Here is a 26,957-nt window from a genome sequence, read left to right on the forward strand (position 1 = left end):
CGGCCCCCATCGCCCGAAAGGGCCGCCGAGGCTGGAACCGACCGCGGGAGACGCTGCCGCGAACACCGGATAACGGTTTCTGTAATTGGCATGTCGCGCCTGGTCACAACTGTGCCGCATGTGCTCCCGGCGTTGTCTGGGAGCGGAATTCGCGATATGACAGAGGAGTCGGCCGCGACCGGCCCCGGGGGATTCTGGCGCGTCACCCGGAGCGGGCGCGGCAGTGGGAGGAGCGAAATGGCCACGACGCTCATGCGCAACACTGCGCCTAGAGAGCATCCGGGCCGGTACTACGGCTTCATGGCCGCGGTCGCCATCGCGGCGGTCGCCGGTGCCGTCGCCGTGTCCGTCGCGAGCAGCGCGCCGGAGGGCGGCTGGTTCGGCGTGCCCTTCGCGTTCTGGCTCACCGCCGGGCTCGCGATGGTCGCCGAGCTGCGCCCGACCCGCTGGGGCGGCCTGTGGATGTCGCCGATGGCGTCGATCTACCTCGTGTACGTCCTGGCCACCATGATCACCTGGGGCTTCCTGCCCGCGCTGATCGTCCAGTCCGCGGCCATCGGGATGCTGATGGTGCAGCTCAAGGCCTCCACCTGGCGGGCGGTCTTCAACATCTCGCAGCAGGGCCTCGCACTCGTCCTCGCCTGGTACGTGTGGGACGCGGTCGCCCACGGCGCGGTCTGGAACGGCGAAGCAGCCCAGCTCCTCGCCGTCTTCGCGGCCGGGTCGGTCTGGACCCTGACGAGCTTCGCGCTCGTCGCCGGCCGCCACAGCCTGCGCACCGACGACGGCTACCTCGACCTGTTCTGGCAGTGGTTCCGCAGCGAATGGGCGCTGCGCGCCACCCAGATCGCGATCGCGCCCATCGTCGCGAGCGCCGCGATCTCCTCGTGGTGGCTGGTGGCGGCCTCCGCGATCCCGATCTTCGCCGTGTACCGCATCCTGCAGACCGCCGCCGACCGCGAGCGCGAGGCCGACCACGACCCGCTCACGGGCCTGCTCAACCGCAAGGGCTTCCAGCAGGCCGTCGACGGCAAACTCACCGACGCGACCGAGACCGGCACCGCCGTGGCCGTGCTCATCCTCGACCTCGACCGTTTCGCCGACGTCAACTCCGCGCTCGGCCACCAGGTCGGCGACCAGCTGCTCATCGAGCTCGCGCAGCGCTTCGAGGCGGACAAGCCCAAGGGCAAGGTCATCGCGCGCCTGGGCGGCGACGAGTTCGCGTTCATGTGGTCCGAACTGGACGGCATGACCGACCCGATGGAGTGCGCCCGCGAGATCCGCGCCCGCCTGGACGCCCCGATCGTCCTGGGCGACGCGAGCGTCGAAGTGGACGGCTCGGTCGGCGTCGCGGTCTTCCCCGACGACGGCGCGGACTTTCAGACCCTGTTCCGCCACGCGGACATCGCGATGTACGAGTCGAAGCAGCGCGCCTCCTCGTTCGCGCGGTACGCCCCCGAGTTCGACCACAACTCGCCCGAGCGGCTGCTGCTCCTCGGCGACGTGCGCCGCACCCTCGACCACCCCGACACGCCCGGCGTGAACCTCTACTACCAGCCGCAGGTGCGCCTGGTCGACGGCGAGGTCATCGGCGCCGAGGCGCTGCTGCGCTACCACCACCCCGAGCGGGGGATCGTCAACCCGGCCGAGATCATCGAGACCGCCGAGCACTCCTCGGTGATGCGGATGCTTACCGAGCGGGTCGTCGACATCGCCCTGCGCCAGCTCCGGTCCTGGAACGAGTCGGGCTACGACCTGCGGATGGCCGTGAACGTCTCGGTGCGCGACCTGCAGTCCCCGGAGTTCACGGACTTCCTGACCGAGCGCATCGACGCGTACGGGGTGAACGCGCAGAAGCTGCAGTTGGAGATCACCGAGTCGGCGCTGATGGCCGACCCGCGCCGCGTGGTCGTCAACGTGCAGCGCCTCTCCGACCTCGGCGTGGGCATCAGCCTCGACGACTTCGGCACCGGGTTCTCCTCGATGCAGCACCTGCGCCGCCTGCCGGTCACCGAGATCAAGATCGACAAGTCGTTCGTGACCACGCTGATCGACGACCCGGACAACGCCGCGATCGTCTCGACCACGATCGACCTGGGCCGGGCGCTGGACGTCGAGGTAGTGGCCGAGGGCGTGGAGGACGAGAAGGTCCGCAAGCAGCTCGAGGGCTGGGGCTGCCACGCCGGGCAGGGCTGGCACTTCGCCAAGCCGATGGCGCCCGACGCGTTCGAGCGGTGGATGGCCGACCACCGCCGCACCCAGTGACAACGCCACAAGGGAGTTTTCGGACACCTTGCGGCCTGCGCGGTCAGATATCCGAGCCGTGATCGTAAATGTCGGTGGCCTGTGTCAGGCTGTGGGCATGAACGCTGCGATCAAAGGCGCTGTGCCGCCGAACGACGTGCTCGCCCGGTTCGAGCCGCACCGGCGCGAGCTGTGCGCGTACGCCTACCGGATGCTCGGCTCCTCGTTCGAGGCCGAGGACGCCGTGCAGGAGGCCTTCACGCGGGCGTGGAAGTCCCACGACTCGTTCGAAGGCCGCTCGTCGCTGCGCTCGTGGCTCTACAAGATCACCACGAACGTCTGCCTCGACATGCTCAAGGGACCGCAGCGCCGGGCCCGCCCGATGGACCTGGCCCCCGCCTCCGACGCGGGCACGCCCCTGCCCGCGCCCGAGCCGGACTACCTGTGGGTCGAGCCGATCCCCGACTCGATGGCCTTCGGCGCCGACCCGGCCGCCGCCGCCGAGGCGAAGGACACGCTCAGGCTCGCGTTCGTGGCCGCCGTCCAGCACCTGCCCGCCAAGCAGCGCGCGGTGATGCTCATGCGCGAGGTCTTGCGCTTCTCCGCGGCCGAGACCGCCGAAGCCCTGCACTTGAGCCCGGCGAGCGTGAACTCCGCGCTCCAGCGTGCCAAGGCGACGATGGAGCAGGTCCACGCCAAGCCCGACGAGTCCTACGAGATCGACGACGCCGACCTGCGCAAGCTCGTCGACGGCTATGTGAGCGCCTTCGAGGCGTACGACATGGACGCCCTGACGGCCCTGTGCACGCAGGACGTGGCGCTCTCGATGCCGCCGTTCCCGCTGTGGGTCCAGGGCCACGCGAGCGTCGCCGAGTTCATGGTCACCACCGGCAAGGGCTGCGAGAACTCCAAGCTCGTCCCGGTCAGCGCCAACGGCCTCCCCGCCTTCGGGCACTACAAGCCGAGCGACACGCCGGGCGTGTGGGAGCCCTGGTCGATCACCGTCCTCGAACTCGAGGGCGGCAAGATCTCCGGCCTCAACTACTTCCTGGACACGGAGAAGCTCTTCCCGCTCTTCGGCCTCCCGCCCGAATACCGCGAGTAGACCTGACGACCGCCGCCCCGCACTCATCGTGCGGGGCGGTCTTCGTTTCCGGGACACTGTCACACCCCCGCCTTACGCTCGCGGTATGCCTGTGCACTTCAAGATCGTCATCGACTGCGCCGATCCCCACCGCCTCGCGGCCTTCTGGGCCGAGGCCATGGACTACCGGGTCGAGGACCACTCGCCCTTCATCGCGGGCCTCCTCGCCAAGGGCATCATCACCGCCGACCTCCTCACCGAGGTCGACGGCCACCACGCCTGGAAGACCCTCGCCGCGGTCCGCAACCCCGACGACCCCTTCGACTCGACCACGGACGCGGGCCAGGGCATGCGCCTGCTCTTCCAGCAGGTCCCCGAGCCGAAGACCGTGAAGAACCGCCTCCACCTCGACCTCCACGTCGGCGCCGACCAGATCGACTCCGAGGTGAAGCGCCTCGAAGCCCTCGGCGGCACCCGCCTGAGCGACCGCTTCAATGAGAACGGCGCCGAATGGATCGTCATGGGCGACCCCGAAGGCAACGAATTCTGCGTCCACTCCTGACGGTCCTTCACGCGGGCCTCCGTGCCTGGGATGATGAGGGTCCACGCCCGCATGCCCGAACGGAGGCCCGATGTGGACGAAGTCCCCGATGAAAGCCCCAGCCTGCCGGGACCCACGAGCGGAGGCCTCGACTTGGGCGCCCTGAAACCCTGGCACCTGCTCATCCTGCTCTGCCTGGTCGCAGTGATCGGCGGGATCGTCCTGACGGTCGTGCTCGTCGCCAACTCGGCCAAGAAGAACCAGCAGCAGTACCCGTACCCGCCTCCGACGTACCCGCCGTCCGGCCCGCAGCAATGGCAAGGCCAACCGCCGCCCGGCGGCCCCCAGCAACCGCCGTACCCGCCCGGAACCCAACCGCCCCCATCCCCGCCGAGCACGCCACCACCACCGCCCGGCTGACCGCAATCGACACTCCGGAAGCCGCGGCCTCCGAGATTGCCGAGTGAATGCCGAAGGGCCGCAACGCAAAGCGTTGCGGTCCTCAGGGTTTCCCGGATCAAGCCCGCGGATACGGCATGTAGAACGGCTCCCACTGGTGGCCGTCGAGGTCGAGGAAGGTGCGGCCGTACATGCCGACCTCGGCCTCTTGGGCGCGGCGGTCCTGCTTGACGGTCTCCTCGGTGCCGCCGGCCTTGAGGGCGGCGTCGGTGAGCTCGTCCACGGCCTCGCGGTCCGGCAAGGCCAGCGCGTAGGCGGCGGCCGAGAACTTCGCGGTGTCGGCGATCGGGCGCTCGGCGAAGGTCGTGTAGAACTCCTTGGTCAGCAGCATCAGGCAGATGTTGTCGTCGACGACGACGCACGCGGCGTTCTCGTCGGTGAAGTCCGGGTTGATGCTCCATCCGAGCGCCTCGTAGAACGCCTTCGCGGCGTCGAGGTCGGCCACGGGCAGGTTCAGGAAGATCATCTTGTTCGCCATCGTGCGGTCCTTTCGGTGTTCCAATGCCTTCACCAGTACAGACGAGATCGCTTCGCGGGATTCATCGTTCGCGCGAAAGAAACCCGAGAGGACCGCTCGTCGACCGTTCGCCGACCGCTCGGCGGGGCCTTCGCCGCAGGAAGTGAACCCCCCGGCGACACGCGTCACAGCAATGCTTCTCTCGGCCGCACGCGCCTCATAGGTTCCTTGTAAACCCGGCTCCGTGTCGACACGCGCCTGACACACCGTCGACACGCCGCATGCCCTTCAAGGAGGAAGGCCCGATGACCACGACCCCTGACGCCGACGGCGCACCCCCCGAGGTCAGCGAGGCTGACATCGCCGCGATGCACGACGACCCCCGGTTCATCGAACTCAAGCGCACGCTCTTCCGCTTCACGGTGCCCGTCCTGCTCGCCGCCCTCGCCTGGTACTTCGTGTACGTGCTCATGTCCGCCTACGCGCGCGACTTCATGGGCATCGTCCTGTTCGGCAACATCAACCTCGGCCTCGTCCTGGGCCTGAGCCAGTTCCTGGTGACCTTCTGGATCACCTGGGGCTACAACCGGTTCACCGCGCGCCACTTCGACAAGCAATCCGCTGACCTGCGTGACGACATCATGAACGGGGGCAAGTGATGAGCATCCTCGCGCAGGAGATGAGCGACTCCAACCGCATCTTGACGATCGCCCTGTTCATGGTGATGGTCCTGGTGACCATCGGCATCACGATCCAGGGCGGTCGCACGACCCGCACCGCGACCGACTTCCACTCGGGCGGGCGCGGCTTCTCGGCGGCGCAGAACGGCTTCGCCGTCGCGGGCGACTACGTCTCGGCCGCGTCGTTCCTCGGCATCGCCGGCACGATCGCGCTGTACGGCTATGACGGGTTCCTGTACTCGATCGGGTTCCTCGTGGCCTGGATCGTGGCGCTGCTGCTCGTGGCCGAGTCGTTGCGCAACTCCGGCCGGTTCACCGTGGCCGACGCGCTGTCGTACCGCATGAAGCAGCGGCCGGTCCGCACCGCCGCCTCGATCGCGACGCTCAGCATCTCGATCTTCTACCTGCTCGCGCAGATGGTCGGCACCGGCGCGCTCGTCACGCTGCTCCTGGGCATCAAGGAGGGCGAGACCTTCCTCGGCATGGACGCCGGCGCCGCGAAGGTGGTCGGCATCGTCGTCACGGGCCTGCTCATGGTCGCCTATGTCGCCTTCGGCGGCATGAAGGGCACCACCTGGGTGCAGATCTTCCAGGCCTGCGTGAAGATCGGCCTCGCGTTCGTCCTGGCGATCCTGGTGCTGGCCGAGTACAACTTCAACCTCTCGGCCCTGCTCGGCGACGCCGCGCAGGCGTCGGGCCAAGGCGCGGCCTTCCTCGAACCGGGGCTGCGCTACGGCACGGAGGTGGCGGGCGATTCACTGCAGACGCTGTGGAACAAGCTCGACCTCATCAGCCTCGGGCTCGCCCTGGTCCTGGGCACCGCGGGCCTGCCGCACGTGCTCATCCGCTTCTACACCACGCCGGACGGCAAGACCGCCCGCAAGTCGGTGAACTGGGCCATCGGCCTGATCGGCATGTTCTACCTGCTCACCCTCGTGCTCGGCTTCGGCGCCGCCGCGATGGTCGGCAAGGAGGCGATCATCGCCGAGAACCCGGCCGGCAACTCCGCGGCGCCGCAGCTCTCCCAGGTCATCGGCGAGAACATCGCCGGGTCCACGGGTGGCGCGATCATGCTGGCGCTCATCGCGTCTGCGGCGTTCGCGGCGATCCTCTCGGTGGTCGCGGGCCTCATCATCGCCTGCTCGTCCTCGCTGGCCCACGACCTCTACAACGGGGTCTTCAAGCAGGGCAAGGCCTCCGGCCACCAAGAGGTCGTCTTCGCGAAGTTCGCGGCGGTCGGCGTCGGCGCCATCGCCGTGGTCATCGCGGTGTTCGCGCAGGACCTCAACGTGGCGTTCCTCGTCGCGCTGGCGTTCGCGGTCGCGGCCTCGGCGAACCTGCCGACGCTGCTGTTCAGCCTCTTCTGGAAGCGGTTCAACACGGCCGGCGCCGTCGCGGGCATCTACGGCGGCCTCATCTCCGCCATCGGTCTGGTGATCTTCTCGCCGACCTTCTCGAGCACTCCTACTTCGCTGCTCGGCGAAGGGGTCGACATCGCATGGTTCCCGTTGTCGAACCCGGGTCTGGTGTCCATCCCGTTCGGTCTCATCTGCGCCGTGGTCGGCACGCTGATGAGCAAGGAATCGAACCCGTCCCGTTTCGCGTCCATGCAAGTCCGGGCGCTGACGGGGGCCGGGGCCGAACGGGCCAGTACGCACTAGGCCGCCTCTGAGGCGGGGAGGGCCGGGGCGGCCCTCCCCGCCGTTATGTGCGCCACGTTACAGTGATGACGTGATCCCCGGTCGCCTCTCCGCCTCGCTCCGCGCCTCGAGGCTCGCCTCGACGCGGCGCCGCGCGCTGGGCTCCGGCACCCTCGCCGCGCTGCGGCTCTCCCGCCAGATCGGCGAGTCCCTCGCGGACGGCCTCACCGGGAAGGGCGCGCCGGTGGCGGCGCGCCGCCTCGCGAAGCTCCTCGCGGCCGACGCGGTGGCGCTGGCCGATTGCGACCGGTTCCTCGCCGTCTCCGGCGCCCTCGACCCGGTCGCCTCGCAGGGCATCCTGACGGAGACGCTGGACGTGCTCGAGCCGGTGACGGCCCCGCCGCTGCGGTCCGCGCCGCTGGTCGTCTCGGGCGATCTGGTGGGGTGCCTGGTCGTGGCGGGGGACGTGAGCGACGCGGAGGTCGCCGAGGCCGCCCACTTGGTGGCGACGGCGCTCGACCACGCCGACCTCGACCGGTCCCGGGAGCGGATCGCGGCGGCCGACCTGCGCACACTGCGGGCCCAGATCTCACCGCACTTCATGCACAACGCCCTGGCCGCGATCAGCGCCCACACCCGCACCGACCCCGAGCGGGCCCGTGAACTGCTCACGGACTTCTCGGACTACCTGCGGTACTCGTTCGCGAACACCGGCGACTACGCGACCGTGGCCGACGAGCTGCAGGCGGTCCAGACCTACCTCGAGCTGCAGCGGGCCCGCTTCGACGACCGCCTCGAGATCACCGTCCGCATCGCCCCGGAGGTCCTGCCCGTGCCCATCCCGTTCCTGGTCGTGCAGCCGATCGTGGAGAACGCCGTGCGCCACGGCTTCGAGTCGAAGCCCGGCACCGGCCACATCGCCGTGCGCGGGTTCTCCGAGGGCGCGCTGTGCGTGATCGAAGTCGAGGACGACGGCGCGGGCATGGAACCGGAGACCGCGAAGGCGATCCTGACCGGCAGCCGCCAGGGCGCCGGCCGCATCGGCCTCTACAACGTCGACCGGCGGCTGCGCGCCGTCTACGGCCCCGAGTACGGCCTGTGGCTCGACACCGCCCCCGGCGCGGGCACCAAGGCGACCGTGAGAATCCCCCGCTACGCCCGAGGAGTGCACGCATGAGCCCCGTGCCTGCCGATCGGCGCCTCGCGATCGAACCGCCCGCCGTCGGCCCCGGTCGGGTGCGCGGGAGTGCCGGGCGTCGCCGCCCGATGCCGCCGCCCGCCGTCTGTCGCGACCCGGTGCGCCCGGCCGCCGACCGCCCTGCCCCGACCGCGCCGTCGGCCGCCTTGGCCCGCGCCGCGGACCCCGCCCTGAACCGGAGTGAACGCTGATGAGCCTCCTGCGCGTGCTCGTCGTCGAAGACGAGCCGTCCACCCGCACCGAACTCGCCGGGCAGCTCGCCGAGCTGCCCGCCGTCGGCGAGGTCGTGGCCGCGGCCGGCGGCGACGAGGCGGTGCGCCTCCTCGGCTCCGGCTCGTTCGACGCCGCGTTCCTCGACATCGCCATGCCCGGCCTCACCGGCATGGACGTCGCCCGCATCCTGCGGCGCCTGTCGAACCCGCCCGAGATCGTGTTCGTCACCGCCTACGACAACCACGCCGTCGAGGCCTTCGGCCTCGGCGCCGCCGACTACCTGCTCAAGCCCTTCCGGCCCGAACGCCTCGCCGAGGCCGTCGCCCGCATCGGCGGCCGCCGCACCGCGCCCGTGGTGGGGGACAAGGCCGACGACCTTGCCGTCGTCCAGGTCGAACTCGCCGGCCGCACCGTGTTCGTGCGCCGCGACGACATCGCCTACGCCGAAGCCCACGGCGACTACGTGCGCCTCCACTCCGGCCAGGGCTCCCACCTCCTGCGCCAGTCCCTCACCTACCTGGAACAGGTCTGGGACGCAGCGGGGTTCGTGCGCGCGCACCGCTCCTTCCTCATCAACCTCGGCCACGTCACCGAACTGCGCGTGACCTCCTCGGCCGGCCTCGTCGCCGTCACCGAGCCCGGCGAGGTCCCCGTCAGCCGCCGCCACTCCCGGCTCCTGCGCGAACGGCTCCTCCAGGCCGCCCGGGAAGGCGGCGCGCACCGATGAACCAGCGCGTGCGCGTCACCAGCCCGCAGACCCGGCTCGCCCTGCGCCGCCGGTCCGACGCCACGCGCCGCCTCAACCGCCTCGCGGGCCAGCCCCAGGTCGACCGCAGCGCCATCGACCTCGCCGACGCCGAACGCGCCCTCCACCGTCAGCGCCGCCTGGCCGTCCGCACCGCCGCCGCGCTCCTGTGCGCGCTCGCGGCCCTGCTCACCGCGGCGGTGCTCACGCCCGGCCGCCTCGGCTGGGCCGTGCTGTTCTTCGCGCCCTACCCGGTCCTGCTCGCGCTCGCCGCGTTCCATGTGCGGCGCGCCGAGCGCATCGAGTCCGAGTACGGCGAGGGCGACTGATGCTCGGCCTGGCCGCCATCAGCCTGATCCTCGCCTCCAGCGTCGCCATCGGCGTCTGGGGCGTGCGCGCCGCACGCTCCACACCGGACTTCCTGGTGGCCTCGCGCAGCATCGTCCCCGGCTGGAACGCCCTCGCCATCGCGGGCGAGTACGTCTCGGCCGCTTCGGTTCTGGGGCTCGCGGGCCTGCTCGTCAAGAACGGCGTGGGCGCGATGTGGTACGCGGTGGGGTTCACCGCCGGGTACGTGCTCGTCGCGGCGCTCGCGGCCGGGCCGATGCGCCGCAGCGGCGCGTACACGGTGCCCGACTTCGCGGAGTACCGGCTCGGCTCGCCGCGCATCCGCCGCATGTGCGGGCTGGTCGTGCTCGTCATCATGCTGCTGTACCTGCTGCCGCAGTTCAAGGCGGCCGGGGTCGTGCTCGAGCTCGTCTCCGGCATCCCGTACTGGATCGGCGTGGTCGGCGCGGGACTCGTGGTCTCCTCCACCATCGCGGTCGGCGGGATGCGCTCGGCGACGTACGTGCAGGCCTTCCACTACCTGGTGAAGCTCGCGTTCATCGCCGGGCCGGCGGTGTTCCTCATCGCGCTGGCCGGGCGGGACCGGCGCGAGGCGGCACTCGACCTGAGCGCCGACCCGGACTGGTCGCGCCCGCTCCTCGATCTCGACGGCTCCGGGCATCCGCTCCTGGCCACGATCTCGGTCCTGGTCGCGACCACGTTGGGCGCCATGGGTCTCCCGCATGTGGTGATGCGATTCCACACCGTCGCGGGGGCCCGCGCGGCCCGCCGGGTCGCCGTCTCGGTGATCGTGCTCCTGAGCATGTTCTACCTGTGGCCCATCGTGTACGGGCTCCTCGGCCGGGTCACCACGCCCGAGCCGGAGGAGACGGACGTGGTGCCGCTCCTGGTGCCCGGCGCGATCCTGCCGGGCACGGCGGGCGCGGTCCTGACCGCGCTGGTCGCCGCAGGCGCGTTCGCGGCGTTCCTCTCGACCTCGTCGGGGCTGCTGCTCGCGCTGGCCGGGGGCCTCTCGCACGACCTGTTCGGCGGGTCGCTCTCGCGGCTGCGGCTCGGGGTCGTGGTCGGCACCGCGCTCGCGGTCGCGCTGTCGCTCCCGGCAGCCGATGTGGACATCAACGTGCTCGTCGGCTGGGCGTTCGCGGTGGCGGCCTCCACCTTCTGCCCCTTGCTGACCCTGGGCATCTGGTGGCGCGGCCTCACCGCGGCCGGTGCGACCGCGGGTCTGCTCGTGGGCGCGTGCACCTCCACCGGGGCCGCGCTCGCGTCGGTGGTCCTCGACCTCGAACCCGGCGTCGTCTCGGTGCTCCTGGCCCAACCGGCACTGTGGACGGTGCCGCTCGCGTTCCTCGTCATGGCCGCCGCCTCCCGGCCGGGCGACGTGCCGGACTGGGCCGGCGAGGCGGTGCTGCGCCTTCACGTGCCCGGCCGCTACTCCTCGGGCGACACCGGCGCGATCCCGCGCGCGAGGCGCGGCCAGCGCGCACCCCAGGGCTCCCTTGAACGGGTGGACGCTTCGGGCGAAACCGGATAACCTCGCGGGCATGGCAGGATCTCCGGGGTTGAACGCGTGCGCCGCGTTCTGCCCGTGCTTCATTCGGCTGCGCGCGGCGGCCTAGGCCCCGCAAGCGCTTCTCACTCGACCGCCGTCCGACCGGCGGCTGCGCCCCTGCGCGGGCCTAGGCGAATCGATCGTCCTGATTCGACTCGTCCTCATGGAGTTCTCCCATGTCCCGCAGCCAATTCCCGCGCGCCCGCGAAACCAGGCACCTCTCGAACCGCAAGGCGCTCTCCCAGAACTTCCTGCGCAACCCGCACCTCGCCCGCGACTTCGTCGACTCGGCCGGCATCGGCCCCGGCGACCACGTCGTCGAGGTCGGCCCCGGCGACGGCATGGTGACCCGGCCGCTGCTCGACCGCGCCGGCCGCGTCACCGCCTACGAGAAGGACCGCCACTTCGCCGAACGCCTCCGCTCCCGCCTCGGCCACCACGAGCACTTCCGCTGCCACCGCGCCGACTTCCGCGACGTGCACCCGCCCGACGAGCCGTTCCATGTGGTCTCCAACGCGCCGTTCGGGATCACCACCGACATCGTCCGCTGGTGCCTCAACGCGCGCACGCTCGCCTCGGCCGCGCTCGTGACCCAGCTCGAGTTCGCCCGCAAGCACACCGGCGACTACGGCCGCTGGAGCCGCCTCACGGTCGAGCACTGGCCCGAGTTCGAGTTCGCGCTCGGCATGCGCATCGACCGCCACGAGTTCCGGCCCGTGCCGCAGGTCGACGCCGCCGCGATCCACCTGCGCCGCCGCCCGAAGCCCTTGCTGCCCGAGCCCGCCATGGTCGACTGGCGCGACCTCGTGGACCTCGGCTTCTCCGGCGTCGGCGGCTCCCTGGGGGCCTCACTGTGCCGCGTCGTGCCCCGGCGCGACGCCCACCGCGCCTGCGCCGAGGCCGGCATCGACCGCGGGCAGGTCGTCGGCCACGTCCCGCCGGACCGCTGGATCGCCCTCTTCGAGGCCCTGACCCGTTGAGCCAGCGGAGGTACCGGGGCCATGGGCGATTAAGGTAGAGACGCCCGGCCCCGGTATCCCCTTTTGGAGCCAACGATGAGCGAAGCCATCTGGATCGAACTGATCAAGGTGCTGCCCGCCTTCCTCTGGATCGGCTTCGGCTTCATCGCGCTGGCCGTCGCCAAGCGCATCTTCACCGCCCAGGCCCCGCGCATGACCAAGGTCGAGACCCCTTGGGTCACCGTGGAACTCGCCCAGCAGGCCATCGAGCAGGCAGCCGAGCAGGCCGCAGGGCGCGGCCCCGTGCCGATCCCGCCGCCGGTCGAACCGGACTGGGCGTCGCTCTACCCGCTGCCGGCCCAGCCGGTCCCGTCCGGCAACGGCACGGTCTACGGCCCCAACCCCGCACCGCCGTCGCCGCCGGTCGTCCCGTCCCCGCCCGCCGAACCGGCCGACGAGGACATCGAAGAGGTCCAGACCGCGCCCCCCGAACCGGACCCGGCCGTGCTCGCCACGCCGCCCGCCGACACCCCCACCGAAGCCCCGCGGCCGGTCGGCGACAAACCGCCGCCCACCCTCACCGCCCCGAACCAGCAGGCCCCGAACATCCCGCCCACGTACCCGGTCCTGGCCCCGCCGCCCGGCAACCCGTACTACCCCGCGCCGGGGCAGAACGCCCCGTACTGGGGCCGGCCCGCACCGGCCTACCAGCCGCCCGCATACCAGCCCGCACCGTCCGACAACCGGAGCCGCCGCGCCGCGACGAAACTCGCGCTGGCCGCCGGCGACCTCCAGGGCGGCGCGATCCTGTGGGTCGACGACCATCCTGAATGGAACGAGACCCTGGTGCGGCTCTTCCGCACCGCCGGGATCACCGTGGACGCGGCGCTCTCCACCGACGAGGCCGTGCGCGCGCTCCAGCACCGCACGTACGACCTGGTCATCACCGACATGCGCCGCGAAGGCGAACCCGGCGGCGACACCGCCGGGACGAAGCTCCTCGACCGCATGGTCACCGCCGGCATCCCCACCCCCGCCGTGATCCTCTCGAGCAACCCGAGCGCGCACGCGGCCTCGGCCCTGCACCCCCGCGCGGTCACCACGACGAACAGCCCCGAGAAGCTCATCGACATCGTGGTCGAGTTCGTGGGCGACCGCCGCCGCGACCAGCAGCCCTCCGGCGGCGGTTCCAGCTGGATCGACCGGCTCACCGGAAACTGACCGAACACGCCATCGCCGCCGTCCTTAAGGGCCGCACCGTCCGACGGCCCCTATGCCCGCCTCTGGAACACCTGGCACGGCACGAATTCCCGGTAGCATCGACACCTCCGGCTCGACTCCCCTGTGATTCGCCTTTCCGCCGTCGAACCGATTGGAGCGCCGATGCCCTTCCTCGATCTGCCCGACTGCGTGAACGCCCGCGATCTCGGCGGGACTCCGCTGGCGAACGGAGGCTCGGTTCGTGCGAATGCGCTGCTGCGCTCGGACAACCACGACCTGCTGACCGAGGTCGGCATCGCGGCGGTCCGCGCGCTCGGCGTGCGGCGGATCATCGATCTGCGGCACGGGTGGGAGGCGCGGGAGTTCCCGAGTCCGTTCGCCGATGACGAGGTCTATGTGAACCTGCCGCTGCTGGGCGTCTACCCGGGCTTCGAGCCGACCGCTCCCGACGACTACCGGCCCGAGGTCGATCACGCGCCCGAACGCGTCGCCGCCGCGTTCATCGCGCTCGCCGAGGCACCGCCGGGCCCGGTCCTGGTCCACTGCCACGGCGGCCGCGACCGGACCGGCATCCTCGTGGCGCTGGCTTTGGCGATCGCCGGAGCGTCACCGGACGACATCGTCGCCGACTACGCGCTCACCGAAGGGACCGACCCGGAGACCATGCTGGACCTGCTCGACCACTTCGACGATGCGCACGGGGGAGTGGCCGAGTACCTCGCGGGCGCGGGAGTCACGGATGCTCACTTCGAAGCGGTGAGGCGGCGCATCAGCAGGTGACCGCGGCGGTAGCGTTCCCCGGCGCGCGGCTCGCGCAGCATCCGGCCGATCTCGGTGAAACCGGCCTCGCCTAGGAGCCTGGCGAGTTCGTCGGCCAGCGGTAGGCCGGAACCACTCGGGTGTCGTACATGGTGACCGGGTCGCCTTCGGACTCGAAGAACGCGACCAGCAGGCACCCGTCCGGGGCGATCACGCGGCGGAACTCCGCGAAGTATGCCGCCACCTCCTGCGGCGGGGCGTGGATCACCGAGTACCAGGAGACGACACCGCGGAGCGCGCCGTCCGGCAGGTCGAGCGCGTCCATGGAGCCCACCTCGAACCGCAGATCGGGGTGCTCCTGCCGCGCGATGTCGATCATCACGGGGGACAGGTCGACGCCGAAGGCCTCCAACCCCAGATCCCGCAGGTGCGCTGTCACCCGGCCTGGGCCGCACCCCAACTCGGCCACGAGCCCCGGTCCGCCCGTCCGTACGTACTCGGCGAACGCGGCCAGCACCGCCCGATCGAGCGGGAGCCCCTCGAACTCGTCGCGCACGATCTCGGCGTACTCGACCGCCACCCGGTCATAGGCTTCCGCTGTGGCACTGAGGTGTTCCAACGCATCGGCCATGGTCGAGCATCCTACGCACCGCTCGAGCGGGCGTCGTCCGCGGCGGCGTCGAGGGCTCGCACCAGGTCGCCCACGCTCCCGGCTGGCGGTGCTGCTCGCGCTCGCCACCGGAGCTGTCGGCGGCGCCGGCCCGCCTGATCAGGCGGCGAGGTCGCGGATGTCGGCGTCGAAGCGGTTGGGGGCGTTGAGGTGGGGGAAGGCGCCGTCCGTCTCGTACGTCGTGCAGGCCGCCTCGGGGATGCGCTCCTTCAGCCAGGTCTCGTACCCGGCGCTGGGCAGGGAGGCGAAGACCGCCAGGTAGCGGCATTTCGGGCGGCGGGGGCCGTCGACGATCTCCTGCCGCGCTTGTTCGCGGTCGGGGTCGGGCAGTGGCTCGTCAAGGCGCGCTTCGATGTTGACCACGGCGTGGGCCACGTAGCGGGCCGCGAAGAGCGTCGCCACGAGGGCCGCGGTGCCGTGGCCGACCACGATCGGAGCGCGTGTGCCCATGGCCGCGACGTATTCGGCGAGGGTTTCGGCCTGGTCGCCGATCGGCCGGTGTTCGGGGAGGTCGAGGACGGCGACGGCGTGTTCGCTCGCGAGGCGGGCGGCCACCGGCCACCAGGCCGAGCGGTCGGCGCCGGTCTCGCTGAGCAGCAGGACGGGGCGGCCGTCGGCGCCCCAGCGGTCGCCGTCGCGTTCGCGGTCGGGGTCTTGGAGGAGGTCTTCGAATCGCAGGGCAGGCATTGCGTGGCTCCTGTCGGATGGTCGCTGGACGTCGGCCGGGCAGGGCAAGGCGGCACCGCGGTCGCGGTGCGCGGCGGGGGGATTACGCCAGTGCGGGCGGGGAGCGACCGGCGCAGATGCCGGCGAAGTCGGCCGGACGGAACGACTCGGTCCGTTCGGCGAACGTCGAGTGGCATTGCGGCGCTTGAGGGTCGGACCGGTCGACGAGGCGCGACACGCCTTGGACCCTGGTCAGACAGTAGCGCCACAGCAGCGAGGTGCCGGTGCCGATCGCCGCGTACACGGCGAGGCCGATGAGGAGCACCGTGAACGGCGGCACCGGGTGGTCGCCGGCGACCATGCGCTCGGTCATGTCGGTCGCGAGGAACGCGCCGACCGAGACGAGGGCCGAGAGGCGGGTGGTGCGCTTGCGGTCCGGCCCGCCCGGTCGGCCGGCGGCCGGGGCTGCCAGCAGTGCGAGGAGCGAGCCCAGTGCGAGGCACCCGGCGAAGAGCGCCGCCTCGCCCGCGTGGCGGTCGAGGTGCCACGGGGCAGCGCCGCCGTGGCTGTGCTGCAGTAGCCACGCGGAGATGCCATGGGCCGCAATCCATCCGAGCAGGCCGAAGGCCAGTGCGGAGCCCGTCGTCAGGAGTCCCGCCACGGGAGGGCGGTTTCCGTTGCGACGCTGCTGCGTCCGGATGGCGGCCTCCTCGGTGTGGTCAGGTACCGGTGTGACGCGCTGAGTGTACGAGTCGATGTGAGGCAATTTCAACGAGGGTCCGATTCGTTCCATTTTCAGGAGTGCGACCTTCGTCTCTTCCGGACTCGCGCGCGGTCGAAATCCGCTGTTAGGCACCCGTTCGAGGGGTTAATCGATTGCCGCCTGTCGGACCCTCCCTTTACGCTCGGCTAGTGAGGTTCCTCCGCGCCCCCGAGCTGCCCTTGGACGACCCGTTGCTCCCCGAAGGGACACGGGGCGATCCGGCGTCCGCCGCGAACGCCGCGCCGCCGCCGGGCACGCCCTGGCGGCTCCTCGTATGGCTGGCCGTGCGGCGCAAGGGCCTCATGGCCGCCGCGCTCGTCACCTCCGGCATCGCGCTCGGCTCCCTCCCGGTGCTGCCGTTCTTCCTCACCGGCGCCGTCGACCACGGCCTGCGCGAACGCGACTGGGGCGCGCTCTCGTTCTGGGCGTTCGGCATGGTCCTCGCCGGGTTCGTCACGGCCGGGATGATCGTCTGGTCGCACCGCCTCACCGTGTACTGGCGCGCGGACGCCTCCTACCGGGTCCTGCAGCTCGCCACCCGCAAGGTCAACCGCCTCGGCGACGACCTGCGCAAGAAGCTCACCACCGGCGAGGTCGTGAGCGTCGGCGCCACCGACATCAACCGGATCTCGTGGGCCGTCGACTCCCTCGCCCCCACCGCGGGCTGCCTCATCGGCCTCATCGCCGTCGGCGTGCTCCTGTTCAACACCTCGGTCGCCTTGGGCGCCACCATCTTCATCGGCGTGTTCATCGTCGGCCTCATCACCGGCCCGCTGCTCACCCGCCTCCAGGACCGCCAGGAGCAGTACCGCGAACGCGTCGGCGACATCACCGAGCGCGCCTCCGACATCGTCTCCGGCCTGCGCGTCCTGCGCGGCATCGGCGGCGAGGCCCGCTTCAACGCCTCCTACCGGCGCGACTCGGACGCCCTGCGCTCGGCCGGGTACAAGGTCGCCGGGCCCACCGCCTGGCTCAACTCGCTCGGCGAGGGCACGCCCGCGATCCTCCTCGGCGTCGTCATCTGGATCGCCGGACGCCAGGTCGCCTCCGGGGAACTGACGCCGGGCCAGATGGTCGCCGCGTTCGGGTACACCGGCGCGTTGCTGCTGCCCGTGCACTGGCTCATCGGCTGCACCTACCGCATCATCGAGGGCCGCGTCGCCGCCGGCAAGGTCTGCGAACTGCTCAACACCCCCGAGCGCGAAGCGCCCGCTGAGGTCACGCCCGGCCCGCGCGAAGGCGCCGAGCTGCACGACCCCGAGTCCGGCCTCACGGTCGCGGGCGGCGAGCTCCTCGCAGTCGCGTCCTCCGACTCCGAGCAGGTCGCCGCGATCTTCGACCGCATCGGCGGGTTCACCGAGTCCGAAGCCCGCTTCGGCACCGTGCCCGTCGCGCAGCTCGACCGCGACGAGCTGCGCCGCCGCGTGCTCGTCGCGGACCACGACGCGTACCTCTTCGCCGGCACCGTCGCCGCCGCCGTCGCCGCGCTGGACGGCCGCGACCGGGTGGAGGCAGCCATCGAGGCCGCCTCCGCGCACGACGTCATCGAGGCCCTCCCCGACGGCCTCGACACCGAGCTCGACAACCAGGCCCGCACCCTCTCCGGCGGCCAGCGCCAGCGGCTGCGCCTCGCCCGCGCCATCGCCGCCGACCCCGAGGCCCTGCTCCTGCACGAGCCGACCTCCGCGGTCGACTCGCACACCGAGGCCCGCATCGTTGAGCGCCTCGCCGAGACCCGCGGCGGCCGCGCCACCGCCGTCGCCACCACCTCGCCGCTGTGGCTCGGCCGCGCCGACAAGGTCGCGTTCCTCCAGGGCGGCAAGGTCATCGCCCACGGCACGCACCGCGAGCTCATCGCCGCGCACGCCGACTACCGCGCACTCGTCACCCGAGGAGAGTCATGACGGCCGACAAGAGGACGAACCAGCTGCCGATCGCCGACACCCGGACGGTCCGCCGCGCGTTCTTCCGGCTCCTCGCCTCCGAGAAGCGCCGCGCGACCGCCGCCGTGGGGCTGCACCTGGTGGCCGCGGTGGCCGCCGCCGTCGCCCCGATCCTCTTGGGGGACATGCTCGACGAGCTCGCCGCGGGCTCCGGGGCCGCCGAGGTCGACCGGCTCGCGCTCGGCATCGTCGCCTCGATCGTGGCGGTCGTGGGCTTCACCTGGGCCGGCACGTACGTGTCCTACCGCCTCGGCGAGCGTCTCTCGGCCCGCATGCGCGTCCAGTTCGTCGAGCGCGCCCTGCGCCTGCCGATGCCCGTCGTCGAGCAGGCCGGCTCCGGCGACCTCATGACCCGCTCCTCTGCGGACGTGCCCGAGGCCGGGGTCCTGTTCCGCGACGGCCTCCCGCAGGTCACCGTCTCGATCCTCAAGGTCCTGGTCTTCTTCGGCGCCATGCTCATCGCCAGCCCGCTGCTCGGCCTGTGCATGCTCGTCGTGGTCCCGCCGCTGTTCATCGGCACCCGCTGGTACCTCAAGCGCGGCCGCAACGGCTACCTCGCCGAGCGCGAGGCCGAGTCCACGATCGGCGACACCATCGGCGCGTCCGCCGACGGCGCCCGCACCACCGAGGCCTACCGGCTCGGCGCGCAGCGCGACGCCGCCGGCGACGCGACGGTCGCCAAGCACTGGAAGGCCGCCCGCTACACGCTGTTCCTGCGCAGCGTCTACTTCCCGTTCCTCGACGGCGCGTACGCCATGCCGACCGCGGCCGTGCTGCTCGTGGGCGGCGCGTTCTACTTCAACGGCGAGGTCACCCTCGGCACCGTCGCCTCCTGCGCGGTCCTCACCCGCCAGATCATGTTCCCGATCGACCACATCCTCATGTGGGTCGAGAAGGTGCAGCGCGGCTTCGCCGCCATGTCCCGCATCGAGGGCGTCGCCGAGGCCGAGGACGCCGAAGCGAACGCCACCGCCGAGCGGCCCGCGGACGGCACGGTCGACCTCACCGGGGTCCGCTACGCCTACCCGACCAGTCCGCGCGACGTGCTCCACGGCGTCACCCTCAGCGTCCCGGCCGGCCAGCGCCTCGCCGTCGTCGGCCCCTCCGGCGCGGGCAAGTCCACGCTCGCGCGCCTCATCTCCGGCTCCGACGTGCCCCGCGAGGGCCGCGCCGCGATCGGCGGCGTCGACGTCGCCGCGCTCCCGCTCGACGAGCGCCGCAAGCGCGTCACCCTCGTCACCCAGGAGCACCACGTCTTCACGGCCTCCTTGCGCGACAACCTGATCCTCGCCAAGGCCGAGGCCACCGACCAGGAGCTCGACGACGCCCTCGCCGCGGTCGGCGCGGACTGGGCGTTCGACCTGCCCGAGGGGCTCGACACGCCGCTGGGCGGCAAGAACCGGGAGCTGGACGCGGCGAGCGCGCAGCAGATCGCGCTGGCGCGGATCATCCTCGCCGACCCCGATGTGGTGATCCTCGACGAGGCCACCGCGATGCTCGACCCGCGCGCGGCCCGCGACACCGAGCGCGCCCTGGCGGCGGTCCTCGAGGGCCGCACCGTGATCGCGATCGCGCACCGGCTGCACACCGCGCACGACGCCGACCGCATCGCGGTGGTCGAAGACGGACGGGTCGCCGAATTGGGGAGTCATGACGAGTTGATCGCGCTCGACGGGCATTACGCTGCCCTTTGGCGTGCCTGGCACGGCGATGTCGAGGAAGCCGAGAATGATCAAGCGAGCGCATTCGCGTCTAGTGGGAATGCGTTGTAGCCCATGCAAAGAACCAGGCCCCGGGCCTAAGCCCGGGGCCTGTACTGGCTCGAGAACACCACCACAAGTCGGAACACCCACCGACTCGTTCTTAGCAAGGAAACAGAAAGGAAACCAGGAAACCCGTTCCGAACCAGTGACGAAAGAGTATCACGTCACATGTCCAGTGGCTAGGGGGTCGTATCCAGGTCACTCGATCCGTGTCGATCGATTTTCGCGATCCGTGCGTCACACCCCGCCGCGCCCCGGTCCGCGAGTCCCACACTGGGCGGTGCCCGCCTCTGGCGCCGACCGCGCACGGCCTAGACTCGACTGGTCTTCCCGCAGCTAGTAACCGTTAGGAAACACCTGTCGTGAGTACGATTTCACGCGAGGAAGTCGCGCACCTGGCGCGGCTGGCCCGCCTCGAAGTCACCGATGACGAGCTCGACGCCTTCGCCGGCCAGCTCGACGTCATCCTCGAATCGATGAAGACGCTCGCCGAGGTGAACACGGACGGCGTCCAGCCGACCTCGCACGCGGTGCCGCTCGTGAACGTCTTCCGGGAAGACCAGCCCCAGCCGTCCCTGCCCCGCGACGCCGTGCTCGCCGGCGGCCCCGACACCGCCGAGGACCGCTTCCGCGTCCCGCGCATCCTGGACGAGGAGGCCTAGCCCGTGAGCCGCATCATCGACAAGACCGCCGCCGAGCTGGCCGCGGACATCCGCGAGGGCCGCCTCACCTCCGTCGAGGTCACCACCGCGTTCCTCGACCGCATCGCCGCCGTCGACGTCACCATCAAGGCGTTCCTCCACGTCGACCGCGACGGCGCGCTCGCCACCGCGGCCGAGGTCGACGCCGCCGTCGCCGCCGGCCAGGAGCTCGGCCCGCTCGCCGGCGTGCCCGTAGCCGTCAAGGACGTCGTGGTCACCAAGGGCCTGCCGACCACCGCCGCCTCGAAGATCCTCGAAGGCTGGATCCCGCCCTACGACGCGACGATCACCGAGCGCATCAAGGCCGCGAAGATGCCGATCCTCGGCAAGACGAACATGGACGAGTTCGCCATGGGCTCCTCCACCGAGTACTCGGCGTTCGGCAAGACGCTGAACCCGTGGGACACGGGGCGCATCCCCGGCGGCTCCGGCGGCGGCTCGGCCGCGGCCGTCGCCGCGAAGATGGCCCCGCTCGCGATCGGCACCGACACCGGCGGCTCGATCCGCCAGCCCGGCGCCGTCACCGGCACCTTCGGCGCCAAGCCCACCTACGGGTCCAACTCCCGCTTCGGGCTCATCGCCTTCTCGTCCTCGCTCGACACCCCGGGTCCCGTGGCGCGCAACGCTCTCGACGCGGCGCTGCTCCACGAGGTCATCTCCGGGTACGACCCCCGCGACTCCACCGCGATCGACGCGCCCGTCCCGCCGGTCGTCGCCGCCGCCAAGGCCGGCGCGAACGGCGACCTCTCGGGCCTCAAGCTCGGCGTCGTCAAGGAGTTCGCCGAGGGCGCCGACGCCGCCGAGCCCGGCGTCATCGCCGCCTACGAGGCCGGCGTCGAGCAGCTCGTGAAGCTCGGGGCAGAGATCGTCGAGGTCTCCTGCCCGTCCTTCTCCTACGCGCTGCCCACCTACTACCTCATCGCCCCGTCCGAGGCCTCCTCCAACCTGGCCCGCTACGACGGCGTCCGGTACGGTCTGCGCGCCGGCGACGACGGGCAGCACTCGCTCGAAGAGGTCATGAGCCTCACCCGCGAGGCCGGGTTCGGCCCGGAGGTCAAGCGCCGCATCATCCTCGGCACCTACGCGCTCAGCGCCGGGTACGTGGACGCGTTCTACGGCAAGGCCCAGCTCGTGCGCACCCTCATCAAGCAGGACTTCGAGAAGGCCTTCGAGCAGGTCGACGCCATCATCAGCCCGACCACGCCGTTCATCGCCTTCAAGTTCGGCGAGCGCACCGGCGACCCGTACCAGATGTACCTCGCCGACCTCTACACGATCCCGACCAACCTCTACGGCGGCCCCGGCGTCTCCGTGCCGGTCGGCCTCTCCGAGGGCATGCCCGTGGGCCTGCAGGTCATGGGCCCGGTCATGGGCGACGACATCACCTACCGCGTCGCGGCCGCCCTGGAGTCCACCCAGGACACGCTGCTCGCCGACACCGCGCCCGAGATCTCAACAGATCTACGTTTCGCTGCGCTCAACGAGGATGGGAAGTAGCCGCGATGACCAAGTTGAACGACTACGACAAGGCCGTCGAGACCTACGAGCCCGTCCTCGGCCTCGAGACCCACATCGAACTCGACACGAAGACCAAGATGTTCTGCGGCTGCTCGACCGCCTTCGGCGCCGAGCCCAACACGCAGACCTGCCCGGTGTGCCTGGCCCTGCCCGGCGCCCTCCCGGTCGCCAACAAGGCCGCCGTCGAGGCCACCATCAAGATCGGCCTGGCCCTCAACTGCCACATCGCCGAGTGGACCCGCTTCGCCCGGAAGAACTACTTCTACCCGGACATGCCGAAGAACTTCCAGACCAGCCAGTACGAGGAGCCGCTCTGCGAGAACGGCTACGTCGACGTGGTCGTGGACGGCAAGGACCACCGCATCGAGATCGAGCGCGTCCACCTCGAAGAGGACACCGGCAAGACCCTCCACGTCGGCGGCGCCACCGGCCGCATCCACGGCGCCACCGAGTCCCTCGTGGACTACAACCGCGCCGGCATCCCGCTCGTGGAGATCGTCACCAAGCCCGTCCCCGGCACCGGCGCCCTCGCCCCCGAGGTCGCCCGCGCCTACGTCGCCGAACTGCGCGACATCGTCCGCTCCCTCGGCGTCTCCGACGTCCGCATGGAGCAGGGGTCCCTGCGCTGCGACGTCAACCTCTCGCTGAACAAGCCCGGCGACGAGTGGGGCACCCGCACCGAGACCAAGAACGTCAACTCCCTGCGCTCGGTCGAACGCGCCGTCCGCTTCGAGGTGCGCCGCCAGTCCGCGCTCCTCGACGCGGGGGAGAAGATCATCCAGGAGACCCGCCACTTCCACGAAGGCGACGGCACCACCAGCCCCGGCCGCTCCAAGGAAGAGGCCACCGACTACCGGTACTTCCCCGAGCCCGACCTGGCCGTCATGGAGCCGTCCCGCGAATGGGTCGAGGAGCTCCGCGCCTCCCTGCCCGAGCCCCCGCGCCAGCGCCGCGAGCGCCTCCAGGCCGCGTGGTCCTTGGGCGACAAGGAGATGCAGTCGGTCGTCAACGCCGACGCGGTCGACCTCATCGAGGCCACCGTCGCCGCCGGCGCCACGCCGTCCGGCGCCGTCAAATGGTGGCTCGGCGAGCTCTCCCGCCGCGCCAACGAGTCCGGCGAGGAACTCGGCGCGCTGGCCATCACGCCCGCGCAGGTCGCCGAGCTCCAGGGCATGGTCGACGACGGGCGCCTCAACGACAAGCTGGCCCGCCAGGTCATCGACGGCGTGCTCGCCGGCGAGGGCTCCCCGGCGGACGTCGCCGCCGAGCGCGGGCTCGAGGTCGTCTCCGACACGGGCGCACTCGAAGCGGCCGTGGACGAGGCCATCGCCGCGAACCCGGCCGTCGCCGACAAGATCCGCGGGGGCACCCACGCCGCCGCCGGCGTGCTCATCGGCGCGGTCATGAAGGCCACCAAGGGCCAGGCCGACGCGGGCACGGTGCGCCAGATCATCCTGGACAAGCTGAGCTAGCGAGCGCTTCGAGGGGCCGGGCGGTGCGCACCGCCCGGCCCTTTTGCGTTCACTGTCCGTTCAATCCCAGTGTGAGCCGCGAGTCTTCGGGCACCCCAGAGAGCGATGTTGTTCACAGAGGATTGCTACCCTTGACCGCGTCAGCTTCAAGTGCGGCCGGAGGAGGTGGAGACCATGGGCGATGACCCCGGATCTAGTCGAGATACCGACGCGTTCTTCCCATTTTCCTTTTACCGTGCCTCGCGTCCTCTTACATTGGAGCGGACGGGCTGACCTGCACTTCCTTACGCGGGTTGCGAGACGGGCACGGCCCTTTCCTCGTGTTTTAGGAGGTGGCTGACATGGCTCAGATCATCCAGCCCATTTCGCCCGCGGCGGTGGACGAGCTCGCGGCACTCCGTCTGGAACTCGCCGACACCTCGACCGTCGAACTCGCCGAAGAACTGCCCCGCATGGACCTCGCCGAGCAGGCTCTGCGGTTCCGGCTCCTCCCCAAGGACCGCGCGCTCGCCGTCTTCGAAGAGCTCGACACCGTCCACCAGCAGGAGCTGATCGACGGCCTCAAGACCGAGTTCGTGCGCGAGCTGCTCGACTCGATGGCAGCCGACGACCGGGCCAAGCTCTTCGACGAGATGCCCGCCAAGGTCGCGACCCGCTTCCAGTCCCAGCTGAGCGCCGCCGACCGGCGCACCACCGCCCAGCTCCTCGGGTACGAGCCCGAGTCGGCCGGGCGCATCATGACCCCCGACTACGTGTCGCTGCGTGCCTCGATGACCGCGGCCGCCGCGATCGAACGCATTCGCCACCTGCGCGAACGCCCCCGGCACCTCGACGTGCTCCCCGTGACCGACGGGCACCGCAAGCTCCTCGGCACCGTCACCCTCGCCGACCTCGTGAGCGCCGACCCCGACACGCCCGTCCACGAGCTGATCGCGGACGAGCACTACCAGGTCTCCACCGACACCGACCAGGAGGAGGCGGCCCGCCTCATCCAGGAGGCCAACCTCAACGCGCTCTCCGTCGTCGACCACGAAGAGCGCCTTGTCGGCCTCATCACCTGGGACGATGCCATGGAGATCCTCGAGGCCGAGGACACCGAGGACGCGACCCTGGCCGGTGCGGCCGAGCCGCTGGAGCGGCCGTACCTTTCGGCCGGCGTGTTCATGCTGGCGCGCAAGCGCGCGGTGTGGCTGCTCGTGCTCGCCGTCTCGGCCTCGCTCACGGTGACGGTGCTCAACTACTACGAGACCTACCTGGCGAACGTCACGGTGCTGGCGGTCTTCATCTCGCTGCTGACCGGTACGGGCGGCAACTCCGGCTCGCAGGCGTCGGTGACGATCATCCGCGCCATGGCCGTCGGCGAAGTGCGGTTCTCCGACGCGTTCAGGATCACCTGGCGCGAGTCACGGGTGGGATTCCTGCTCGGGGCGATGCTCGCGATCGTCGGCGGACCGGTGGTCGGATTCGTCTACGGCTGGGACATCGGGCTCATCATCGCGTTGACGCTCCTGGTCATCTGCACCTGGTCGACGTTCGTCGGCTCGCTGCTGCCGCTGCTCGCGAAGAAAGTCGGCATCGACCCCGCGCTCGTCTCGGCGCCGATGGTCTCGACGCTGTGCGACGCGACCGGCCTGCTCATCTACTTCTCCGTGGCGGCCTTGATCCTCGGCCCGGCCCTCACCGGCTGAAGCGCGCGGCGAAGGCCCTGACGGGCACGGGTCAGGGCCTTCGCCGCCATGCGGTACCCGCCGGGCGGGCCGACCCAGACCTCTTGGCCTCAATCCTGTTGCGGCGCAGTCGATTGCGTACCGCTCTGGATATCGCCTCCGTCGACCTGCTCCTCGGTCGGGATCACCGTGCGGTCGAGCGTCACGTCCGTCTCCATGCCCGAGCCGACCGAGATCGAGTCGTACGCCGTGAGCGCCTTCGTGACCGGGTCGAAGTACAGCACGTCCATCTCCATGCGCATCGGGTCCTCGGACTGGAAGTTCCGCAGCCCCGCCGCGCCCGTCGAGCCCTCGACCATGAGCGTGGTGCCCTCGCCGAGGTCCTTCACCGCCCGCTCGTGCGTGTGCCCCGCCAGGACCAGCGGCACCGTGCCCGCGAGCGGCTCCGCCATCGGCGGCTCGTGCACCATCGCCACGTCGGCCCCGCCCGCGTCGACGATCGCCTGCTGCAGCCGCTCGCCCGACTCGGTGAGCATCTGCTGCGCGTACTCGCTCGACGGCTGCGCGCCCTTGTCCGGCGTGAACCGCGGATCGGCGACCCCGGCGAACTCCAGGCCCGCGATCTCCTGCACCTCGCCGTCGAGCACGATCACGTTGTCGTACGCCGAGAGCGCGGCCACCGTCGTCACCGAGTCGTGGTTGCCCTTGACGAACACGTACGGCGCGTCGATCTGCTCCACGCCCTGCGAGAAGATCTCGGCCTCCTGCTCCGAGCCCCAGTCGTTCAAATCCCCGGTGTCGGCCACCGCGTCGATGTCGAACTGCTCGACCACCGACTCCATGAGATGCCAGGCCGAGGGGTTCAAGTGGATGTCGGAGACGTGCAGGACCCGGATCGAGTCGTCCTGGATGCCCAGCTGCGGCATGTCCATCGCCAGCGCGTAGAACTCGGAGATGTTCGTGACGAACTTCTGCAGGTTAGCGACGTACTCCTCGTAGTTCTGCGCGATGTCCTCCGCGTTGCCGACCACGCTGGGCGCGTACGCGAGCAGGCCCTCATAGCGCGGCTGCGAGATCGACTCGGCGCGCAGCGTCGCGGCCGCGTACCCCATCAGGGCCGCCGTCACCGCGAGCGAGGTGAGCCCGGTGAGCAGCGCCCGCCGCATGGTGCGGAACGCCAAGGCGCCCACCAGGAGCCCGCACAGGGTCACGATCGCGAGCGCCTCGACCACGACCCGCACCACCGCGTCCGTGACGTCGGAGGCGAGGCTCTTCGAGGCGCTGGTGACCCCGCCGGGGGTGTTGATGATGTCCTGCGCCTCTTCCGGATCGACCGAATCGAGGCTGAGGTTGAGGCCGACCGGGCCGTCGTGGCTGTCGAAGATGACGTCGCCGAGCGGCGGGATCGTCACCTTGGTCTCGCCGCTGATGTCGGGGTGCAGGGACACGGTGGTGTCGAACGGCCCGATGTCGGCCTTGGTGCCGCCCACGAGCGCGAGGCCGCCCGCGGCCGCGCCGACGCCGACGAGGAAGACGGCCGCGACCAGCGCGAACCGCCGCGCCCGCTCCGAGCGCCGCAGTCGCGACCATCCCGCCCTCGATCTGCGCCAGAAGGATGTCGCGTGCCTCCCGGCGGTCCGTGCGGCGTCCTGGATGCGGTGCAGTGCGGCGGCGAGCCGGTCGTTCATCTAGTG

Annotated in this window: 23 protein-coding genes and 1 pseudogene; 19 read left to right on the top strand and 5 right to left on the bottom strand. The window is 71.0% G+C overall.

The genetic code is table 11. From position 1 onward, the window contains the following. Positions 1-237: 237 nt before the first annotated feature. The 4 genes from J5V16_RS18155 (at position 238) to J5V16_RS18170 (ending at position 4,289) form a co-directional block, all read left to right on the top strand. Positions 238-2,265, top strand: a complete 2,028-nt coding sequence (locus J5V16_RS18155; RefSeq protein ID WP_208498065.1) for a putative bifunctional diguanylate cyclase/phosphodiesterase — start codon at positions 238-240, stop codon at positions 2,263-2,265. A 97-nt stretch (positions 2,266-2,362) separates the two neighbouring features. Continuing rightward, positions 2,363-3,349 carry a sigma-70 family RNA polymerase sigma factor gene (locus tag J5V16_RS18160; protein ID WP_208498066.1) on the top strand — a complete coding sequence of 329 codons (987 nt, stop codon included), beginning with the start codon at positions 2,363-2,365 and terminating at the stop codon, positions 3,347-3,349. 85 nt (positions 3,350-3,434) lie between these two features. Then, the gene (locus J5V16_RS18165) at positions 3,435-3,890 is read left to right on the top strand and encodes a VOC family protein (protein ID WP_208498068.1); all 456 of its coding nucleotides are present in this window, start codon (positions 3,435-3,437) and stop codon (positions 3,888-3,890) included. A 51-nt stretch (positions 3,891-3,941) separates the two neighbouring features. Then, complete coding sequence (locus J5V16_RS18170) at positions 3,942-4,289, top strand: hypothetical protein (protein WP_208498070.1); 348 nt, start codon at positions 3,942-3,944, stop codon at positions 4,287-4,289. Positions 4,290-4,386: 97 nt separating this feature from the next. Here the strand turns inward: J5V16_RS18170 and J5V16_RS18175 are convergent, their stop codons facing one another. Beyond that, positions 4,387-4,806 (bottom strand): VOC family protein, encoded by a 420-nt coding sequence (locus tag J5V16_RS18175; protein WP_208498072.1) that lies wholly within the window; start codon positions 4,804-4,806, stop codon positions 4,387-4,389. A gap of 284 nt (positions 4,807-5,090) precedes the next feature. Between J5V16_RS18175 and J5V16_RS18180 the strand changes: the two genes are divergently transcribed. The 9 genes from J5V16_RS18180 to J5V16_RS18220 all read left to right on the top strand — a co-directional run bounded on the left by J5V16_RS18180 (position 5,091) and on the right by J5V16_RS18220 (position 14,121). Continuing rightward, a complete protein-coding gene (locus J5V16_RS18180; RefSeq protein ID WP_208498074.1) occupies positions 5,091-5,444 on the top strand; it encodes a DUF485 domain-containing protein in 354 nt (117 codons plus the stop codon). Next, positions 5,444-7,126 (top strand): solute symporter family protein, encoded by a 1,683-nt coding sequence (locus J5V16_RS18185; RefSeq protein ID WP_208498075.1) that lies wholly within the window; start codon positions 5,444-5,446, stop codon positions 7,124-7,126. The genes J5V16_RS18180 and J5V16_RS18185 overlap by 1 nt, the downstream gene beginning before the upstream one ends. Positions 7,127-7,286: 160 nt before the next feature. Beyond that, entirely contained in the window at positions 7,287-8,282 is a 996-nt protein-coding gene (locus J5V16_RS25585; protein ID WP_408612494.1) for a sensor histidine kinase, read from the top strand. A 211-nt stretch (positions 8,283-8,493) separates the two neighbouring features. Continuing rightward, on the top strand, positions 8,494-9,243 hold the full coding sequence (locus J5V16_RS18195) for a LytR/AlgR family response regulator transcription factor (RefSeq protein WP_208498085.1): 750 nt from the start codon (positions 8,494-8,496) through the stop codon (positions 9,241-9,243). Beyond that, positions 9,240-9,590 carry a hypothetical protein gene (locus tag J5V16_RS18200; protein ID WP_208498087.1) on the top strand — a complete coding sequence of 117 codons (351 nt, stop codon included), beginning with the start codon at positions 9,240-9,242 and terminating at the stop codon, positions 9,588-9,590. Before J5V16_RS18195 ends, J5V16_RS18200 begins: the two co-directional genes overlap by 4 nt. After that, positions 9,590-11,143, top strand: coding sequence for a sodium/solute symporter (locus J5V16_RS18205; protein WP_208498089.1), 1,554 nt, complete (start codon positions 9,590-9,592; stop codon positions 11,141-11,143). Before J5V16_RS18200 ends, J5V16_RS18205 begins: the two co-directional genes overlap by 1 nt. Positions 11,144-11,337: 194 nt before the next feature. Further along, positions 11,338-12,141, top strand: a complete 804-nt coding sequence (erm, locus tag J5V16_RS18210; RefSeq protein WP_208498091.1) for a 23S ribosomal RNA methyltransferase Erm — start codon at positions 11,338-11,340, stop codon at positions 12,139-12,141. 75 nt (positions 12,142-12,216) lie between these two features. After that, positions 12,217-13,341: a response regulator gene (locus tag J5V16_RS18215; protein ID WP_208498093.1), complete on the top strand. Its 1,125-nt coding sequence runs from the start codon at positions 12,217-12,219 to the stop codon at positions 13,339-13,341. 162 nt (positions 13,342-13,503) lie between these two features. Further along, the gene (locus J5V16_RS18220; protein WP_208498095.1) at positions 13,504-14,121 is read left to right on the top strand and encodes a tyrosine-protein phosphatase; all 618 of its coding nucleotides are present in this window, start codon (positions 13,504-13,506) and stop codon (positions 14,119-14,121) included. Here J5V16_RS18220 and J5V16_RS18225 read toward each other — a convergent pair. From J5V16_RS18225 to J5V16_RS18235, 3 genes and pseudogenes are all read right to left on the bottom strand, one after another. Continuing rightward, positions 14,085-14,731, bottom strand: a pseudogene (locus J5V16_RS18225) (class I SAM-dependent methyltransferase). The gene J5V16_RS18220 and the pseudogene J5V16_RS18225 sit on opposite strands and share 37 nt — an antisense overlap. A 138-nt stretch (positions 14,732-14,869) precedes the next feature. Beyond that, a complete protein-coding gene (locus J5V16_RS18230) occupies positions 14,870-15,457 on the bottom strand; it encodes an alpha/beta fold hydrolase (protein WP_208498099.1) in 588 nt (195 codons plus the stop codon). 82 nt (positions 15,458-15,539) lie between these two features. Then, positions 15,540-16,097 carry a hypothetical protein gene (locus tag J5V16_RS18235; protein ID WP_208498101.1) on the bottom strand — a complete coding sequence of 186 codons (558 nt, stop codon included), beginning with the start codon at positions 16,095-16,097 and terminating at the stop codon, positions 15,540-15,542. A gap of 251 nt (positions 16,098-16,348) precedes the next feature. Between J5V16_RS18235 and J5V16_RS18240 the strand changes: the two genes are divergently transcribed. The 6 genes from J5V16_RS18240 (at position 16,349) to mgtE (ending at position 25,284) form a co-directional block, all read left to right on the top strand. Next, entirely contained in the window at positions 16,349-18,103 is a 1,755-nt protein-coding gene (locus J5V16_RS18240; RefSeq protein WP_208498104.1) for an ABC transporter ATP-binding protein, read from the top strand. Continuing rightward, positions 18,100-19,914 (top strand): ABC transporter ATP-binding protein, encoded by a 1,815-nt coding sequence (locus J5V16_RS18245; RefSeq protein WP_208498105.1) that lies wholly within the window; start codon positions 18,100-18,102, stop codon positions 19,912-19,914. Before J5V16_RS18240 ends, J5V16_RS18245 begins: the two co-directional genes overlap by 4 nt. A 353-nt stretch (positions 19,915-20,267) precedes the next feature. After that, a complete protein-coding gene (gene gatC / locus J5V16_RS18250; RefSeq protein ID WP_208498107.1) occupies positions 20,268-20,567 on the top strand; it encodes an Asp-tRNA(Asn)/Glu-tRNA(Gln) amidotransferase subunit GatC in 300 nt (99 codons plus the stop codon). 3 nt (positions 20,568-20,570) lie between these two features. Beyond that, positions 20,571-22,103, top strand: a complete 1,533-nt coding sequence (gene gatA / locus J5V16_RS18255; protein ID WP_208498115.1) for an Asp-tRNA(Asn)/Glu-tRNA(Gln) amidotransferase subunit GatA — start codon at positions 20,571-20,573, stop codon at positions 22,101-22,103. 5 nt (positions 22,104-22,108) lie between these two features. After that, complete coding sequence (gatB, locus tag J5V16_RS18260) at positions 22,109-23,596, top strand: Asp-tRNA(Asn)/Glu-tRNA(Gln) amidotransferase subunit GatB (RefSeq protein WP_208498116.1); 1,488 nt, start codon at positions 22,109-22,111, stop codon at positions 23,594-23,596. 341 nt (positions 23,597-23,937) lie between these two features. After that, positions 23,938-25,284, top strand: a complete 1,347-nt coding sequence (mgtE, locus tag J5V16_RS18265; protein ID WP_208498124.1) for a magnesium transporter — start codon at positions 23,938-23,940, stop codon at positions 25,282-25,284. An 89-nt stretch (positions 25,285-25,373) separates the two neighbouring features. Here the strand turns inward: mgtE and J5V16_RS18270 are convergent, their stop codons facing one another. Then, positions 25,374-26,951, bottom strand: coding sequence for a metallophosphoesterase family protein (locus J5V16_RS18270; RefSeq protein ID WP_208498134.1), 1,578 nt, complete (start codon positions 26,949-26,951; stop codon positions 25,374-25,376). Positions 26,952-26,957: the final 6 nt, after the last annotated feature.

It is taken from the genome of Glycomyces niveus (genome assembly GCF_017592475.1).
Classification (GTDB): domain Bacteria; phylum Actinomycetota; class Actinomycetes; order Mycobacteriales; family Micromonosporaceae; genus Glycomyces; species Glycomyces niveus.

Excerpts from the sequence above, each read along its gene's own strand:
- J5V16_RS18180 (WP_208498074.1), top strand. The coding sequence starts at position 5,091 with ATGACCACGACCCCTGACGCCGACGGCGCACCCCCCGAGGTCAGCGAG.
- J5V16_RS18230 (WP_208498099.1), bottom strand. The coding sequence starts at position 15,457 with ATGCCTGCCCTGCGATTCGAAGACCTCCTCCAAGACCCCGACCGCGAA.
- J5V16_RS18220 (WP_208498095.1), top strand. The coding sequence starts at position 13,504 with ATGCCCTTCCTCGATCTGCCCGACTGCGTGAACGCCCGCGATCTCGGC.
- J5V16_RS18155 (WP_208498065.1), top strand. The coding sequence starts at position 238 with ATGGCCACGACGCTCATGCGCAACACTGCGCCTAGAGAGCATCCGGGC.
- J5V16_RS18200 (WP_208498087.1), top strand. The coding sequence starts at position 9,240 with ATGAACCAGCGCGTGCGCGTCACCAGCCCGCAGACCCGGCTCGCCCTG.
- J5V16_RS18215 (WP_208498093.1), top strand. The coding sequence starts at position 12,217 with ATGAGCGAAGCCATCTGGATCGAACTGATCAAGGTGCTGCCCGCCTTC.
- J5V16_RS18165 (WP_208498068.1), top strand. The coding sequence starts at position 3,435 with ATGCCTGTGCACTTCAAGATCGTCATCGACTGCGCCGATCCCCACCGC.
- J5V16_RS18185 (WP_208498075.1), top strand. The coding sequence starts at position 5,444 with ATGAGCATCCTCGCGCAGGAGATGAGCGACTCCAACCGCATCTTGACG.
- mgtE (WP_208498124.1), top strand. The coding sequence starts at position 23,938 with ATGGCTCAGATCATCCAGCCCATTTCGCCCGCGGCGGTGGACGAGCTC.
- J5V16_RS18170 (WP_208498070.1), top strand. The coding sequence starts at position 3,942 with ATGCCCGAACGGAGGCCCGATGTGGACGAAGTCCCCGATGAAAGCCCC.
- J5V16_RS18195 (WP_208498085.1), top strand. The coding sequence starts at position 8,494 with ATGAGCCTCCTGCGCGTGCTCGTCGTCGAAGACGAGCCGTCCACCCGC.
- J5V16_RS18160 (WP_208498066.1), top strand. The coding sequence starts at position 2,363 with ATGAACGCTGCGATCAAAGGCGCTGTGCCGCCGAACGACGTGCTCGCC.
- erm (WP_208498091.1), top strand. The coding sequence starts at position 11,338 with ATGTCCCGCAGCCAATTCCCGCGCGCCCGCGAAACCAGGCACCTCTCG.
- J5V16_RS18245 (WP_208498105.1), top strand. The coding sequence starts at position 18,100 with ATGACGGCCGACAAGAGGACGAACCAGCTGCCGATCGCCGACACCCGG.
- gatB (WP_208498116.1), top strand. The coding sequence starts at position 22,109 with ATGACCAAGTTGAACGACTACGACAAGGCCGTCGAGACCTACGAGCCC.
- J5V16_RS18270 (WP_208498134.1), bottom strand. The coding sequence starts at position 26,951 with ATGAACGACCGGCTCGCCGCCGCACTGCACCGCATCCAGGACGCCGCA.
- J5V16_RS18175 (WP_208498072.1), bottom strand. The coding sequence starts at position 4,806 with ATGGCGAACAAGATGATCTTCCTGAACCTGCCCGTGGCCGACCTCGAC.
- J5V16_RS18205 (WP_208498089.1), top strand. The coding sequence starts at position 9,590 with ATGCTCGGCCTGGCCGCCATCAGCCTGATCCTCGCCTCCAGCGTCGCC.